This window comes from Pseudomonas sp. PGPR N4 (assembly GCF_059693665.1).
In genome coordinates this window covers 594,117-608,376 of record NZ_JCAUKV010000001.1, presented here as the reverse complement: position 1 = coordinate 608,376, position 14,260 = coordinate 594,117, and the positions used below count along the sequence as shown (strand labels likewise).

Annotated in this window: 14 protein-coding genes; 7 read left to right on the top strand and 7 right to left on the bottom strand. The window is 60.8% G+C overall.

Annotated features, from left to right (window positions below):
- Window positions 1-41: 41 nt before the first annotated feature.
- Together AC58X1_RS02705 and AC58X1_RS02700 are read left to right on the top strand one after the other, a co-directional pair.
- The gene (locus tag AC58X1_RS02705) at window positions 42-1,025 is read left to right on the top strand and encodes a DMT family transporter (protein WP_497428249.1); all 984 of its coding nucleotides are present in this window, start codon (window positions 42-44) and stop codon (window positions 1,023-1,025) included.
- The gene (locus AC58X1_RS02700; RefSeq protein WP_150571600.1) at window positions 988-1,398 is read left to right on the top strand and encodes a YybH family protein; all 411 of its coding nucleotides are present in this window, start codon (window positions 988-990) and stop codon (window positions 1,396-1,398) included. The genes AC58X1_RS02705 and AC58X1_RS02700 overlap by 38 nt, the downstream gene beginning before the upstream one ends.
- A 25-nt stretch (window positions 1,399-1,423) precedes the next feature.
- Here the strand turns inward: AC58X1_RS02700 and AC58X1_RS02695 are convergent, their stop codons facing one another.
- The 3 genes from AC58X1_RS02695 to treS all read right to left on the bottom strand — a co-directional run bounded on the left by AC58X1_RS02695 (window position 1,424) and on the right by treS (window position 4,380).
- The gene (locus AC58X1_RS02695) at window positions 1,424-1,873 is read right to left on the bottom strand and encodes a GNAT family N-acetyltransferase (RefSeq protein WP_497428248.1); all 450 of its coding nucleotides are present in this window, start codon (window positions 1,871-1,873) and stop codon (window positions 1,424-1,426) included.
- 77 nt (window positions 1,874-1,950) lie between these two features.
- A complete protein-coding gene (locus tag AC58X1_RS02690; RefSeq protein ID WP_150571598.1) occupies window positions 1,951-2,178 on the bottom strand; it encodes a hypothetical protein in 228 nt (75 codons plus the stop codon).
- A 138-nt stretch (window positions 2,179-2,316) separates the two neighbouring features.
- On the bottom strand, window positions 2,317-4,380 hold the full coding sequence (treS, locus tag AC58X1_RS02685; protein WP_101319267.1) for a maltose alpha-D-glucosyltransferase: 2,064 nt from the start codon (window positions 4,378-4,380) through the stop codon (window positions 2,317-2,319).
- A gap of 231 nt (window positions 4,381-4,611) precedes the next feature.
- On the opposite strand from treS, the gene AC58X1_RS02680 reads away from it, so the two are divergent.
- The 5 genes from AC58X1_RS02680 to AC58X1_RS02660 all read left to right on the top strand — a co-directional run bounded on the left by AC58X1_RS02680 (window position 4,612) and on the right by AC58X1_RS02660 (window position 9,851).
- Complete coding sequence (locus AC58X1_RS02680; RefSeq protein ID WP_224786377.1) at window positions 4,612-5,658, top strand: GGDEF domain-containing protein; 1,047 nt, start codon at window positions 4,612-4,614, stop codon at window positions 5,656-5,658.
- A 255-nt stretch (window positions 5,659-5,913) separates the two neighbouring features.
- Window positions 5,914-7,323, top strand: coding sequence for a circularly permuted type 2 ATP-grasp protein (locus tag AC58X1_RS02675; RefSeq protein ID WP_497428247.1), 1,410 nt, complete (start codon window positions 5,914-5,916; stop codon window positions 7,321-7,323).
- Window positions 7,324-7,326: 3 nt separating this feature from the next.
- The gene (locus tag AC58X1_RS02670) at window positions 7,327-8,277 is read left to right on the top strand and encodes an alpha-E domain-containing protein (RefSeq protein WP_101319263.1); all 951 of its coding nucleotides are present in this window, start codon (window positions 7,327-7,329) and stop codon (window positions 8,275-8,277) included.
- Window positions 8,274-9,053, top strand: a complete 780-nt coding sequence (locus AC58X1_RS02665; protein ID WP_259073842.1) for a transglutaminase family protein — start codon at window positions 8,274-8,276, stop codon at window positions 9,051-9,053. Before AC58X1_RS02670 ends, AC58X1_RS02665 begins: the two co-directional genes overlap by 4 nt.
- Window positions 9,054-9,116: 63 nt before the next feature.
- Window positions 9,117-9,851 carry a proteasome-type protease gene (locus AC58X1_RS02660; protein ID WP_101319260.1) on the top strand — a complete coding sequence of 245 codons (735 nt, stop codon included), beginning with the start codon at window positions 9,117-9,119 and terminating at the stop codon, window positions 9,849-9,851.
- 6 nt (window positions 9,852-9,857) lie between these two features.
- Here AC58X1_RS02660 and AC58X1_RS02655 read toward each other — a convergent pair whose 3' ends face one another.
- The 4 genes from AC58X1_RS02655 to AC58X1_RS02640 all read right to left on the bottom strand — a co-directional run bounded on the left by AC58X1_RS02655 (window position 9,858) and on the right by AC58X1_RS02640 (window position 14,183).
- Window positions 9,858-11,408 carry a PQQ-dependent sugar dehydrogenase gene (locus AC58X1_RS02655; RefSeq protein ID WP_497428246.1) on the bottom strand — a complete coding sequence of 517 codons (1,551 nt, stop codon included), beginning with the start codon at window positions 11,406-11,408 and terminating at the stop codon, window positions 9,858-9,860.
- Between the two features lie 81 nt (window positions 11,409-11,489).
- The gene (locus AC58X1_RS02650; RefSeq protein ID WP_497428758.1) at window positions 11,490-12,113 is read right to left on the bottom strand and encodes a dTMP kinase; all 624 of its coding nucleotides are present in this window, start codon (window positions 12,111-12,113) and stop codon (window positions 11,490-11,492) included.
- A gap of 261 nt (window positions 12,114-12,374) precedes the next feature.
- On the bottom strand, window positions 12,375-12,812 hold the full coding sequence (locus tag AC58X1_RS02645; protein ID WP_220633586.1) for a type II 3-dehydroquinate dehydratase: 438 nt from the start codon (window positions 12,810-12,812) through the stop codon (window positions 12,375-12,377).
- A 15-nt stretch (window positions 12,813-12,827) separates the two neighbouring features.
- On the bottom strand, window positions 12,828-14,183 hold the full coding sequence (locus AC58X1_RS02640; RefSeq protein ID WP_220633585.1) for an MFS transporter: 1,356 nt from the start codon (window positions 14,181-14,183) through the stop codon (window positions 12,828-12,830).
- Window positions 14,184-14,260 lie beyond the last annotated feature (77 nt).

The window sequence follows — 14,260 nt, the reverse complement described above, 5'->3', positions numbered from 1 at the left end:
GCGCGCGCAAAATTGGCTGAACCCTTGATGGATTTCAGTTGATGACAACCTCACCTTCAACGCTTATCGCTGGAGTACTGTTCGCCGTCATGGCGACCCTGGCCTGGGCCCTCAACTTCATAGCGCCTTATGTCACTGGCCCCTACAGCATCTACGACCTGATGGTCATACGCTATTTGATAGCAGGTGCTCTGGGCGTGCTGGGCGTCATGCTGTGCCGCGCCCAAATGCGGTCGTTGCGGTTCTCTCAGCAGGTGCTCGCTGCAGGCCTGGGCGTAATAGGTTATCTAGGCTACGGCAGCTGTATTGCCGCAGGCGTAATTTTCGCCGGCCCGGTACTGGCGGCGGCGTTTGTGGGCCTCGTACCGGTCTTGCTTGCCTTGCTCGGCAATGCCAAAGAAAAGACAGTGCAGTGGCGTCGCCTTGGATTACCACTGCTGTTCATTGTGCTTGGGCTCGTTCTTTCCAATATCAGCAGCGTGGCGCTGCCGCACGCGGATAGCGCCAGTTGGCTGGCGGGCGTTTTCTTCTCCGTCCTGGCAGTAGCACTGTGGTTGACCTTCAGCCTGCTCAATCAACGCGCTATGGGAAAGATCGCCCCTGCCGCCACACGCGCTTGGACGGGTTTGATGATGGCCGGCGCCGGCATAGCTACACTGTGCGTCCTGCCGTTATTACATTCGCTGGGCCTGCTTGAACTGACGAGTGCGAGTTTCGGTTTCACCACTGCGGCACGCTTTTATGCCTGGGGCCTGGTCCTCGCTGTTGTGTCTTCGGTGATTGGCGCCTGGGCCTGGAACGCTGCGACACGGCGGCTACCGATGGTGCTCTCAGGTCAACTGATCTCACTGGAGTCTTTGTTTGCCGCCCTGCTCGGCTTACTCTTCAACGCCAGGCTGCCAACGTTCATAGAGACGTCAGGGCTTATCGCCGTGATCACAGGCGCCGGGTTGGCGGTCCACAGCATTCTCACGCAGGAGCACAGCAATGGATGCACTTACCCGAACGCTCAAAGCGACAATTGAGGCCGCTGATCACGCGATCACCGCCGAAGATTTCGACGAGTTAATGAAGTTTTATGCCGACGACGCAACGCTGGTGGTCAAACCGGGTTTGACGGTCACCGGCAAAGACAGCATCCGCCGCGCATTTGTCGCCATCGCGGAGCATTTCAATCACAGCATTGTTGTCACGCAAGGCGAGATGCAAGTCATTCCGGGGGCGGATGTCGCGCTCGTCGTCATGGAAACCCTGTTGCAGGCTACTGACAAGGCAGGTGACAAAATCGAGATTTCGCGCAAAGCAACTTACGTATTTCGACTCATTGCGGACCAATGGCTATGCGCCGTCGACAACTCCTACGGAACGACACTGCTGGACAACATCGTCGAGCCGTAGGACTCAAGTCAGGGGTGCCGGCAAACTATGTATCAGCCTGCTGCTGGCGCTTCTCCATGCGAATATCGCCTTCAGGCAACTGCTCCACGCAGCGCCAGCCGAGCTTGCGATAAAAACCGCTGGCGCGACTGGCCTTTGCGGTTTCCAGCCATATCGTCTCATGCTGCTGGAAAAGGAAGCACTCTGCGCGTTCCATAAGGCAGCGACCCAGACCCTGCCCCTCGAACTGGGGCAGTACGAATGCTGCGAATACACAAGCATCACCGCTATCAGCCATTGAAAAGCCTGCCGGGACACCGTCGACCTCAGCGATCCAGATACACGGCGTTTCAGCGAGTGCCTGCTCAATGGCTTCGGCGGTGATGCCCATCTCCGTCAGTTGCTCACGCGACAGGTGGTTTTCTCGAACGCTTGTGCGGATATGGAAAATCGCATCGATATCAGCGGTGTTGGCCAGCCTGATTGTTTTCTGCATGACGAGTCTCTTCAGCTACTTTCAAGCGCTGGTACTTCATAGCGCCAGCGGAAGGTCCTTTTACCAGCTGTTGCGCATTAGAGCACTACGTTGACTTCAGTTATGCCAAGCAACGCCGCTTGTTCCAGAACTTCTGCAGGGGTCGCATCGGCGTCAGGCATGACCAGGCTGTTCTCACCATCACCATGGTGCAACATGATCAAGTGCAGCGCGGCCTCATGGGTAGCAAGGTGATCCTGCTTGAGCTCGAACTGGTGAGTGCGGCGCTCGCCGTTGAAGAGGTATTCCAAGGTAAAGGTATGCATGGTCATATTCTCATGTGGTGGACTAGACCCTTATCCTGACCAGGGAGACAGCTTTTTGGTTCGATTGGCTTCTAGCCACGCTCAGGAAAACCAGACCAGCGCGGTCGCTGGCCTGGTTTCACAAAACGAGACCGGGCTTCAGAAATGCCCGCTGCTGTTGACGATCCGCAGCGACAGCGCTTCATAAGGTTCCAGGTTGATCATCAAGCGCCCGTCCTCGCTGAGGTCGCCCTCGACCGTTTCATTGATCATGTCGACCACGGTCCCCGGGGTAAAGCCGGCCAACGTCAGTTCCTCGCTGATGACCTCAGCACTGAAGTTGAGCGCGCTGATCTGGATACCCTTGCCGGCAGGCAGTTCATGCACCATGACCAGCAAGCCAGGGCTGCTGACTTCCGGCACGAGAATCTGCTTGCTGCTTGCGATGCCATAGGCCTGACGCACAGCGAGGATCTTTTTCACCATGCTGGCAAACGAATCGCTGCGTTGCAGCTGGCTGTCCAGGCTGCCGTACAAGTCGCGGGCCTTGGGGATGCCACGTACGGATGCTTGCTCTTCAGGCGCCAGCCCAGCCAGATCATAGCCACCGCGGTGAATCCAGCGCGTGTCGCCATCGAGCATGCGCTCGGCGACAGCCTCGGCCGGCAGTGGCAGTGCGCCAACCATGTCCCAACCCGACAGCGCGAACACGCCGGGTTGCATGGCGTTGTACATCACCAGCAACAGGTGGATCTTCTGGATCTGGGCGATATCGTCCTCGGTGATCAGCTCCAGGTCACGAATCCCCAGCGTGGCAGTGATCAGGCTCGCGGTGGTGCAGGAGATGCCGTTGGTGACGAAACGCAGGTTGTACGGCGCATGCTCGCCAGACAAGCGCTCATGCATCTCTTCACGTATATGCTCGCGCAGGATGCTGCCGGGGATGGTCTGGCCCTTGTACATGAACATGTCATGGGCATGCAGGGTCCAGAAATGCACCAGCTCAGTGGTTAACTCATCATGGTTCTGCAGGGCATGGATCAGCGAGGCAGGGTCAATCTTGAACGCATGCATCTGCTGCAGCATCAGGCGCAGGAACTCGGTATCGCCGGTCAGCAACGCGTGCTGGTAGGCCGGCCGAGTAACGAAGTCGTAGGATAGGTCGGCACCGCCCTTGGACATCTGGGCGATGTCATCCAGGGTCAGGTTCAGTTCCTGGAAGCTGAAACCGCCGGCCTTGCGGATCATCCCACCGAGGATCTGGTTGCCGGTGATCGATAACGGATGGCTCTCGGACCAGGCCGGGCCTTCGGCGCGGGCTTCGACGCCGAGGAAGCCGTTGGCGTCCAGGCGGATACCGCGTGCGCCATGGCAGTCGAGGGCATACAGCGCGTCACCGAGGATCATCTGCTGGGCGGTAAACGATGGGTCGAGCCAGTTCAGCGACGGCTGCCCTTCCTTGAAATAATGCAGATAGACCCAGCGCCGTTCGATACCGTCGACGCCGGTAATCGCTGGTGTTGCACTCCAGTCGGTGTCCTTGACTCCCGGCTCGAAGAAGATCACCCGTTGCAACTGGCCGACAATGTAATGCCGCGCCTTCAACTCGTCGCATACCGCTGGTGACAGGTTGACGGCGTCGCGGCCCGCGGGCACGTCAGGCAGCAGGTGCCAGTCTTCCTGACGAATCTCGACCATGTGATACAAGCCCGGATACAAGCCATAGGCCCGCTCGGCCAGCCTGAAGTCCGCGCCCTTGCCGGTATGTGCGGGGATCAGGTCATCGATGGTCACTGCGTTGTGCGCGGCGGCGATCCTGCTCATGCGCACCAATTCTTCTTCGGTACCGAACAGCGGGTCGACGTCAAAACTGATGCGGTCGAAGTTACCGTCCACGCTTGGCGTGAACTGATCACCGCTGATCCCACCGGCCTGCTTGATCGGACCGGTGTGAATGCCTTGGATGCCAATCTCGGACAACTGCTTCCACAGCGCTTCATGGCCCAGCGCCTGGAGCACCGAAGACCCTTCAGGCGAGACGATCGCGTCGGGGTACACCGTCAACCACACCGAGGATATTTCAATTGCCCGGCGCGGTTGCGACTCGGCATAGGCGTTCATCCACAGCCGCGACTGGCCGCCGTAGAGCTTGGCCCGGTCCTGGGAAATCTTGAGCATGGAACGCGCTTCGAGCCATTTAATGTAGTCGTCCTGATCTGTCATAAGCTCCCCACAAGGCAAAAGTGAATGTACGCAGGCTTTAGGGTATGACGCATGGCAGCAATGAACGTTCGCCTGGAGCGCTTTGCGCGGCGCTGGCGCAATGACACAATGCCGCACCCGTATCCAGAGCTGCGGCCTCACGCCATGAACGCCCCCGACCTTCGCCCCGAGATCACCCAGCACGTCAGGACCGATCGGCTCAAGCAGCTGTTCGTGCAATCGGCGCCGGCGGTGCTGGGCAGCTACCTGGCTGCAGCGATGCTGTGCTGGATGGGCTGGGAGCGCTTTGATCACGAAGCGGTGCTCATCTGGATGAGCGTGCTGACTGCGACCACGCTGCTGCGTACCGAGATGTTCATCACCTACCGCCGCGCCGCGCCCAACCAGCGCTCGCCGCAACAGTGGGAGCGCCGCTACTGGCTGACCTTGGCATTGTCGGCAGGCACCTGGGGCCTCGGCGCGCTTGCGGTGATGCCGGTCGGTGATCTGGTCGGGCAGACGCTGATCATGCTGTTTGCAGTAGGCATGTCGGTCAGCGCGGTGTCGTGTTACTCGTCCTTTCGCAATATGACCCTGGTGTCCGTTGCTCTGGTGCTGCTGCCTTGCACGATCTGGTTGTTACTGCAGCCTTCTGCCTTGCAACAAGGCATAGCCCTGGCGGTGCTGGTGTTCGCCTCGTTTGTCGTCAATGCCACCCGCAGTCTGTCGTCAGCACTGGAGACTGCTTGGCGCCTGAAGCATGAAATGGAACATGCCCACCGGCTGGCCATGATTGCCTCCTGCACAGACGGGCTGACCGGTTTGAACAATCGCCGAGCGTTCTTCGATCATGCCTCGGCCCAGCATGCCTTGTGCGAGCAGCAGAGCGGGCTGGTCGCTGTGCTGATGCTGGACGTCGACTTTTTCAAACAGATCAATGACACCTTCGGCCATGCGGCGGGGGATCGGGTCCTGCAACGCATTGGCACGGTCATCAGTGCCTGCCTGCGCGACGATGACATCGCCGGCAGGCTCGGCGGTGAAGAGTTCGCACTGTTGCTGCCCAACACGCCCCAGGCCGAGGCCGTCGAGATTGCCGAGCGCCTGCGGGCATTGATCGCCCAACTCAACGTGAGCAGCGAGCACGGCGTGACGGCAAGCATCGGCCTGGTCTATGCCACAACTGCCGACAGTGATCTTGATGCGTTACTGGTCTGCGCTGACAAGGCCATGTATCGCGCGAAAGCCAGCGGCCGCAACCGCGTCGAGCTTGTCGAGCACGTTCGCACCACCGCCTGAACGCCCCCGTTTGGGGCAACTTTGGCAAAGCCTGCCAACGCGCACCTGTTTGATGCGCCAAGCCTTCCCGCCGTTGACGTGGATTGAGCGTAAAAGCCGTTGGCGCGTCGTTTTTCTGATGCTAAACAGCGCCCAATCGCAATTTCTGCATCAATTCGAGCCCTAGCCACACTGCCCTGCCCGTTTCGGCACCTTCATTGCAACGCTGATCAGGTATGCGACAACGCTGCTGACGATGCGTAGCAAGGAGTGGGTATGTCCCGGGCTTTTTTCGATGAAATGTATGAGGCAAACGGAAGTTGCCGCTCCCACTACCAGGCTTTTTCGCGCTGGTTGGCCAATACACCGCTGGAATTGCTGGAACAACGTCGACGCGAGGCCGACCTGCTGTTCCACCGCGCTGGCATCACCTTTACCCTCTATGGTGACGCGCAGGACACCGAGCGCCTGATCCCCTTCGACATCATCCCGCGCAGCATCCGCGCCAGCGAATGGCGTATTGTCGAGCGCGGCTGTATTCAGCGGGTGCAGGCGCTGAACCTGTTTCTGCACGACATCTACCACGACCAACGCATTCTCAAGGCCGGCATCATTCCGCCAGAACAGGTATTGGCCAACGAGGGCTATCAGGTCGCAATGCAGGGCTTGAACCTGCACCGTGGGCTCTACGCGCACATCGCCGGGGTCGACCTGGTGCGCGACAGCGATGGCACTTATTACGTGCTCGAAGACAACCTGCGTACCCCAAGCGGCGTCAGCTACATGCTTGAAGACCGCAAGATGATGATGCGCCTGTTCCCCGAGCTGTTCGCCGCGCAGCGCATCGCCCCGATCGACCACTACCCGAACATGCTGCTGGACACACTCAAGAGCGCCAGCCCGCTGGACAACCCGACCGCCGTAGTGCTCACCCCCGGGCGCTTCAACAGTGCCTATTTCGAGCATGCGTTTCTCGCCCGCGAGATGGGCATCGAACTGGTCGAAGGCGCCGACCTGTTCGTGCGTGACGAGCATCTTTATATGCGCACTACCGCCGGGCCGCAGCGGGTCGACGTGATCTACCGACGCCTGGATGACGACTACCTCGACCCGTTGTCTTTCAACCCGGACTCGACCCTTGGCGTGCCCGGCCTGATCTCGGTGTACCGCGCCGGCAATGTGGTGCTGGCCAATGCCGTCGGCACCGGCGTGGCCGACGACAAGTCGATCTACCCCTATGTGGGCGACATGATCCGCTTCTACCTCAGCGAAGAGCCCATCCTCAAGAACGTCCCCACCTGGCAATGCCGCAAGCCTGCCGACTTGTCCCACGTGCTGGCCAACTTGCCCAAACTGGTGGTCAAGGAGACCCAAGGCTCCGGCGGTTACGGCATGTTGGTCGGGCCGGCGGCAACGGCAGCGCAGATCGAGGACTTCCGCGCGCGCATCAAAGCCCGCCCGCATGCCTATATCGCCCAGCCGACCCTGTGCCTGTCGACCTGCCCGACCTTTGTCGAACAAGGCATCGCCCCGCGCCATATCGACCTGCGCCCGTTCGTTTTGTCCGGCAGCGAGACCCGCCTGGTGCCTGGCGGCCTGACCCGCGTGGCGTTGCAGGAAGGCTCGCTGGTGGTGAACTCGTCGCAGGGCGGCGGTACCAAGGACACCTGGGTGGTGGAGGACTGACCGATGCTCTCAAGAACCGCTTCCGATCTGTACTGGATGTCGCGCTACCTGGAGCGCGCCGAAAACCTCGCGCGCATGCTTGAAGTCAGCTACTCGCTGTCGTTGATGCCCCAGGCCGGCCGCTCCGATGGCCACGCTGAACTGGCCATGTCGCTGCTGGCCTCGGGCACCCTTGACGACTACCTGCGCAAGCACACCGAGCTCGACTCCGAGCGCATGCTGCACTTCTTCGCCCTCGATGCGGAAAACCCCAGCAGCATCTATTGCTGCCTGCAGGCAGCGCGGACCAATGCCCACGCCGTGCGCGGGCGTATCACCGCCGACATGTGGGAAAACATCAACGCCACCTGGATCGAGATGCGCAACATCGCCAGCAACGGCCTCGGCCGCTATGGCATCAGCCAGTTCTGCGACTGGGTCAAGGAGCGCTCGCATCTGTTCCGCGGCGCCACCTCCGGCACCATCATGCGCAACGACGCTTACAGCTTCATCCGCCTGGGAACCTTTCTCGAGCGTGCCGACAACACCCTGCGCCTGCTCGATGCGCGCTATGAAATGTTCGGCGAAACCTCCGAAGAAGTCAGCGACGACTCGGCCCGCGGCTATTACCAGTGGAGCGCCCTGCTGCGCGCCCTGACCTCTTATGAGGCGTTCAACGAGATCTACCGTAACGCGCCCAGCGCGCGGCCGGTGTCGGAGCTGTTGTTGTTGCGGGTCGACGTACCGCGCTCGCTGCATTCCTGTATTGACGAGCTGGACCAGATCCTCGCCGGCTTGCCGGGCAACACCGGTCGCGCCGCCCAGCGCATGGCCGCCGAACTCAATGCGCGCCTGCGCTACACCGGCATCGACGAAATCCTCGACGCTGGCCTGCACCTGTGGCTGACCGACTTCATCGGCCGTATCCACCAGTTGGGCCAGAGCGTGCACAATTCCTACCTGGAGGTCGTATGAAACTGTCTATCCGTCACGACACCACCTACAGCTACGCCAGCGATGTCAGCAACAGCATCCAGCTGCTGCGCCTGACCCCGCGCAGCAGCGATCGCCAGCGTATCCTCGACTGGCAGCTGGAGCTGCCGCGCAAGGTCAACAGCCAGATCGATCCCTACGGCAACATCCTGCATGTGCTGACGTTGGACAAACCCCACGGGCACCTGGCCCTGACCGCCAGCGGCCAGGTCGAAATCGACTCCGAATGCGAGCAGGAAGCCGGCGAGCAGTCGCCCCTGCCGTTTCTGCGTTCCAGCCACCTGACCAAGGCCGATGACACGCTCAAGGCCTTTGCCATTCAGCATTGCGGCGCGCACCGTGACCGCGCAGCGCTGACCGCATTGATGCAGGGCCTCGCCGACCAGATGCCGTACAGCCCGGGAACCACCTCGGTAGTCACTACCGCCATCGAAGCCTTCAACGGCGGTGCCGGTGTATGCCAGGACCACACCCACGCCTTTCTCGCCTGCGCCCGCAGTTTGGGCGTTCCGGCGCGCTATGTGTCCGGCTATCTGTGCACCGAGGATGAAACCCACCTGGCCAGCCACGCCTGGGCCGAAGCCTGGATCGATGACGCCTGGTACAGCTTCGATGTGACCAACCGCATCACCCGCCCCGAGCGCCACCTGAAACTGGCAGTCGGCCTCGACTACCTGGATGCCTGCCCGGTCCGCGGTGTACGCCGCGGTGGCGGCACCGAGTCGATGCAGGCCAGCGTTCACGTCCATCGCCAGTAGTAACAAAGCCCCGTCAGGTTCGCCAGGACGGGGCCTCTATTCCCACAGCACAAGGTAACCAGCATGACCTATTGCGTCGCCATGCACGTGGCAGACGGACTGGTGTTCATCTGCGACTCACGCACCAACGCAGGCATCGACCAGATCTCCACTTTTCGCAAGTTGTTCGTCTTCAGCGCGCCAGGTGAACGCCTGATCGTGTTGCAGACCGCAGGCAACCTGGCCACTTCGCAATCGGTGGTCAGCCTGCTCGAACAGCGCAGCCGCGGCAGCGGCACCCACTTGCTGAATGTCACCTCGCTGTACGACGCCACGGTGCTGGTTGCCGATACGCTGCGCGAAGTCATCAGCCGCGACCGCAGCAAGCTGACCGCACAGATCGACCTGAGCTGCACGATCATGGTCGGCGGCCAGATAGCCGGCGCTGAGATGGGCATCTATAACGTCTACGCCCAGGGCAACTTCTTCCAGGCCACCCAGGACACGCCGTTTCTGCAGCTTGGCGAGAGCAAGTACGGCCGGCCGATTCTCGATCGCAACCTGACCTACCACACCCCTTTGGACGAGGCGCTGCGCTGCGGCCTGATTTCGTTCGACTCGACCATCCGCAGCAATCTGTCAGTGGGCATGCCGCTGGATCTGCTGGTGTATGCCAAGGACAGCTTTGCCGCCAAGGCGCCGGTGCGCATCCATCAGGATGACCCGTACTACAGCCATATTCGCCGGCAATGGAGCGACGGTCTGAAGAATCTGCTGGCTGATCTGCAGCCGCCGCCGCGTGAGTTCATGGCCGATTGATCCGGCTCAGGGTTCGACGATGCGCAATAGCCTGGCGTCAGGCCCGTCGGTGAGGACGTAGATTGAACCGTCCGGCGCAACCTTCACATCGCGCATCCGCTCCTTCAGGTCTGCCAGCAGCAGTTGCTGCCCGACCACTTGGCGGCCGTTGCGCAATACTCGACGCACCGCCCGTTCCTTGAGCGCAGGTACCAGCAAATTGCCGCGCCAGTCTGGGAACATCGCGCCGCGATAGACGGCAAGGCCGGCCGGTGCGATCGAGGGTGTCCACTGCACGACTGGATCTTCATAGCCCGCCAGATGACGTAATGGTGTTACCTGCGCAAACGGATAGTCAACTCCGCCGGTAACGATGGGCCAGCCATAGTTGCCGCCCGGCACTATCTGATTGATCTCGTCACCACCGCGGGGGCCGTGTTCGCTGAGCAGCAAATCGCCGGTTGCAGGATCGACCGCGATGCCCTGCGGGTTGCGATGGCCCAGGCTGTAGAGCTCGGCAGCGGTGCCTGCCTGATCGATGAAAGGATTGTCCGCCGGTGGCCGGCCATCGCGGTCGAGCCTGACCACGCTGCCCAGCGAATTGGCCCGGTTTTGCGCCTCTTCGCGGCGCGTGCTGCCATCGCCTAAGGTCAGCACCAGGGTCTCATCGGCGAGAAATGCCAGGCGCCCGCCGTTGTTGCCGGCGCTGGGCTTGAGTGTCGATTTGAATAGCACGCGGACGTCATTCAACGCATTGCCAACCAGTCTGCCCCGCACCAGCTGTGTGCCATTGGCGCCTGCCTTGCCATAACCCATGGTTAGATACAGCAGGCCGTTGTGCTCGAACTGCGGGTCCAGCACGACATCCATCAAACCAGTGACAGCATCTTGCTGGAACAGCGCCGGAAGCCCATCGAGGTTTACCTGTGCAGTTGAGCCGTCGCTGCTGATAGCCAGCAGGCGCCCTGCCATCTCGGTCACCAATGCGCGTCCATCCGGCAGTAGTGCAACCGACCATGGCTGTCTCAAGCCAGTGGCCACTGTCTGGACTTTGTATCTACTCGCATCAATGACGGCAGGCCGCTCGACGCCAGCCGGTGCGCCAATAAAGAACAGGATGGCCGGGATACCAGCCAGCGCAACCGCCAATAGCGCCTTGGCCCGGTCCTGACTGCTTACAACTGCGAGGGTTGGTGAGGTCAGCTGTGCATAGAGCAAACCCGCGACAATCCCCGTCGAAGCCATCAACACCTGGCCGAGCAAGTCTCTGGTGCCGGGGATCGCCGGCATGGGAATGACCGAGCGCATCAGCCAGAACACCGTCCAAAGCCCACACATGCCAGCACCCGCACATAATGCCATGCGTGGCACTGAAACCTTGTTGGCCAGCCAATGCGCCAGCAGCAACGCCGGGGCGAGCGTCGCAACTGCAATAGCCATCATGATCGGCGCGAAGGTCATCAGATCCGTCACGGTCGAGTGCATGCGGATCGATGCCGTGATCGGCGCCCCCAGCCCGATCAACTCACTGAGTATCAGTTGCGTCTGGATGATGCTGGCGAGCAGCGCCGTGACCAAGCTGGCTGCGAGTACACCGAGGATGTGGCGCATGGGTGTCTGCATCGGGTTATTTCCTGCACTAGGGTGGCTGACATCACTTCATATTGGCAAACCAGCAACCAGGCTTTGAACTTCAGCCACAATCTGCTTCGTCGCGTCTTCAACGCTACCCTCATTGCGACACAATACCCAGCCATGCTCGGCAACCGCACGTTCAAACGTTTCGCTCGAAGCGACATGCTCTTGCAGCGTGTGCATCACGGTACTGTTCAGTCCGCGCGAGCGTGCCGCTGCCCTGGCCCATGAAATGTGCGGGGCGGTGACGACGCCAACGTGCAGGTCGGGCACCTGCACGTCACGCTCAAGGTTCAGCTGAAGGATCTGCGCAAACGGCACCAGACGGCGAAAGGCAGCATCGGAGGGATACCAGCGGTCGATCAGGATGATGCTGTCGGCGGGCTGTTTGGGCAGTATCTGCTGTGAGATCCAGGCGCGGCTGTCTGCCAGGCGTTGGCAGATTTGCAACTCCAGGTCTGCACAAGGGGTTCGCGCGACCTGGTTGACCAGGGCCATGGTCTCGCCACGAAACGGATCGCTCTTTTTCTCGCAAAGGCGGACAACCTTGTTGCCCTCCGCGCGCAGAGCCTGAGTCACGGCTTCCAGAAGCGTGGTTTTACCGGTGCCTTTAGGGCCGTCGAAGGCGACGAACAACGGACGATTCACAGGGCCTGCAGTCAGCAAAATCACTACCTTCAATGCGCTCATGGCGAGCCGCATTCTACCCTGCTTAATGGGTGACGGTGGGGGCGCTCTGCGCCCCTTTCGCGACACAAGGCCGCTTCTACAGATGTACGCGCTGGCCTGCCGGATGCGGTCAATCTGTAGGGGCGGCCTTACCGGGGCGCCGGACCGGTCGGAAAGGATTGCGATGCAGCCCCGACGTTCTCGACCCAAACACAAGTTTCAGAAGTGCTGACCGTACACTCAGCCAAGCCGGCTGGCTATCGCCCGCAACGCCAGCAGATACCCTTCAACCCCAAGGCCTGCAATCACACCATTGGCCACTGTCGAGGTAATCGAATGGCGATGCAGTTCATCGCGTCCATGGATGTTGGAAATGTGCACCTCCAGCAACGGCGCCTTGATCAACTTCATGCCATCCAGCACCGGGATGGAGTGGAATGAAAAGCCAGCGGGGTTGATGATCACGGCCACCTCGCGCTCGAAGGCTTCCTGCAACCAGTCAACCATGACCCCTTCATGATTGGTCTGGCGAAACTCACACACTAGGTCCAGTTCGGCCGCCAACTGCTGGCAATCGTGCTTCACCTCGGCCAGTGTCGTCGTGCCATAGATTTCGGGTTCGCGGCGGCCCAGCATGTTCAGGTTGGGGCCGTTGAGGATAAAGACTGAACGATTCATGGTCGGACTCTGCATTTATTTGAGGTACTGGGGTGACGCGTTGGCCTGCACAGTGGCGTCGCCGTCGGCTTGGTCGAGATCGATGCCGCGGGTTTCCGGGCCGATCAGAATCATCGCCAGCGAGACCAGATTGATCGCGGCGCAAATAGCCACCAGCAGCCAGGGTGAATTGCCGGTCTGGCTCATCAGCCACACGGCGAGGATAGGCATCGGCCCGCCGATCAGCAGGTTGGCACCGGTGTAGGCCAGGGCCGAGCCGCTGTAACGCACGTTGGTCGGGAACGCTTCGGCAAAGGCGACGGGCTGGATGCCGCTCTGGAACTGGGTGAAACCGAGGAACAGCCCCATCGCTGCCATGATCACTGCCGGTTGCTGGGTATTGAGCATCGGGAAGTAGACCATCAGGATCGCCAGGGTCATGCAGGAGCCAAACGCCAAGGCCTTCTTGCGCCCCCAACGGTCGCTCAGGTAGCCGCCGGCCAGCGCACCGAAGATGGCGCAGACGTTGGCCACCATCAGTGACATGAAGCCCATGGACTGGCTCATGCCGAGGTTTTTGACCAGATAGCTCAAGCTGAAGATGACGATCAGGTAGAACAGCGCGGCCGGCGAGCAGAAGAACAGCATCAAACGCAGAATGGTCCGCGAGTGCGTCTTCAGCACATCTTTCAACGGGCTGCCTGCATGGGGCGCCTGGGTCTTCTGCAAGGCAACGAAGGCAGGCGTTTCACTGACCTTGAGGCGAATAAAGATCGCCACCACCACCAGCACGAAACTCATCAGGAAGGGTATGCGCCAGCCAAACGACTCGAACTGCTCGGCACTGAGCAACGCGGCCAGGCCAAGCAATGCGCCGTTGGCAAGTATCTGACTGAGTGGCGAGCACAGGCCGAGAAGCCCTGAATAGAACCCGCGCCGATCCGAGCGTGCATGTTCCAGGGCCATCAGCTGCGCGCCAGTCGACTCGCCGCCCAGCGCGAAGCCCTGAATGATCCGCAGGATCACCAACATGATCGGCGCCCAGATCCCCACCTGCGCGTAGGTCGGCAGCAGCCCCATCAGCACCGAGGCCAGGCCCATCAAGCTGACTGTCGCGAGCATCAGGTTGCGCCGGCCGAGTTTGTCACCCAGATAGCCGCAGGTGATCGCGCCCAGTGGCCGCGCCGCCAGTCCTACGCCAAAGGTCGCCAGTGACGCGAGCAGGCCGGAGGTGGGCTCCATGGCCGGGAAGAACAGCTTGGGCAGGACCGTTGCAGCTACCGCGCCATAAAGGGTGAAGTCGAACCACTCCAGCGCGGTACCGATGGTGGCGGCGGTGACCGCCTTTCTGGACATCTGACTGTCTGCAGCAGAGGCATCTGTCGTATTCATGAGTGTCTCAATCATTATTGTTATCGAGCGCCCGTAGCGGACGGTTGTGCATCTGAGTCGACTCTAGGCGCTTTTAC

Coding starts and splice junctions, on each gene's coding strand:
- AC58X1_RS02705 (WP_497428249.1), top strand. CDS start 42: ATGACAACCTCACCTTCAACGCTTATCGCTGGAGTACTGTTCGCCGTC.
- AC58X1_RS02700 (WP_150571600.1), top strand. CDS start 988: ATGGATGCACTTACCCGAACGCTCAAAGCGACAATTGAGGCCGCTGAT.
- AC58X1_RS02695 (WP_497428248.1), bottom strand. CDS start 1,873: ATGCAGAAAACAATCAGGCTGGCCAACACCGCTGATATCGATGCGATT.
- AC58X1_RS02690 (WP_150571598.1), bottom strand. CDS start 2,178: ATGCATACCTTTACCTTGGAATACCTCTTCAACGGCGAGCGCCGCACT.
- treS (WP_101319267.1), bottom strand. CDS start 4,380: ATGACAGATCAGGACGACTACATTAAATGGCTCGAAGCGCGTTCCATG.
- AC58X1_RS02675 (WP_497428247.1), top strand. CDS start 5,914: ATGTCCCGGGCTTTTTTCGATGAAATGTATGAGGCAAACGGAAGTTGC.
- AC58X1_RS02670 (WP_101319263.1), top strand. CDS start 7,327: ATGCTCTCAAGAACCGCTTCCGATCTGTACTGGATGTCGCGCTACCTG.
- AC58X1_RS02665 (WP_259073842.1), top strand. CDS start 8,274: ATGAAACTGTCTATCCGTCACGACACCACCTACAGCTACGCCAGCGAT.
- AC58X1_RS02660 (WP_101319260.1), top strand. CDS start 9,117: ATGACCTATTGCGTCGCCATGCACGTGGCAGACGGACTGGTGTTCATC.
- AC58X1_RS02645 (WP_220633586.1), bottom strand. CDS start 12,812: ATGAATCGTTCAGTCTTTATCCTCAACGGCCCCAACCTGAACATGCTG.
- AC58X1_RS02640 (WP_220633585.1), bottom strand. CDS start 14,183: ATGAATACGACAGATGCCTCTGCTGCAGACAGTCAGATGTCCAGAAAG.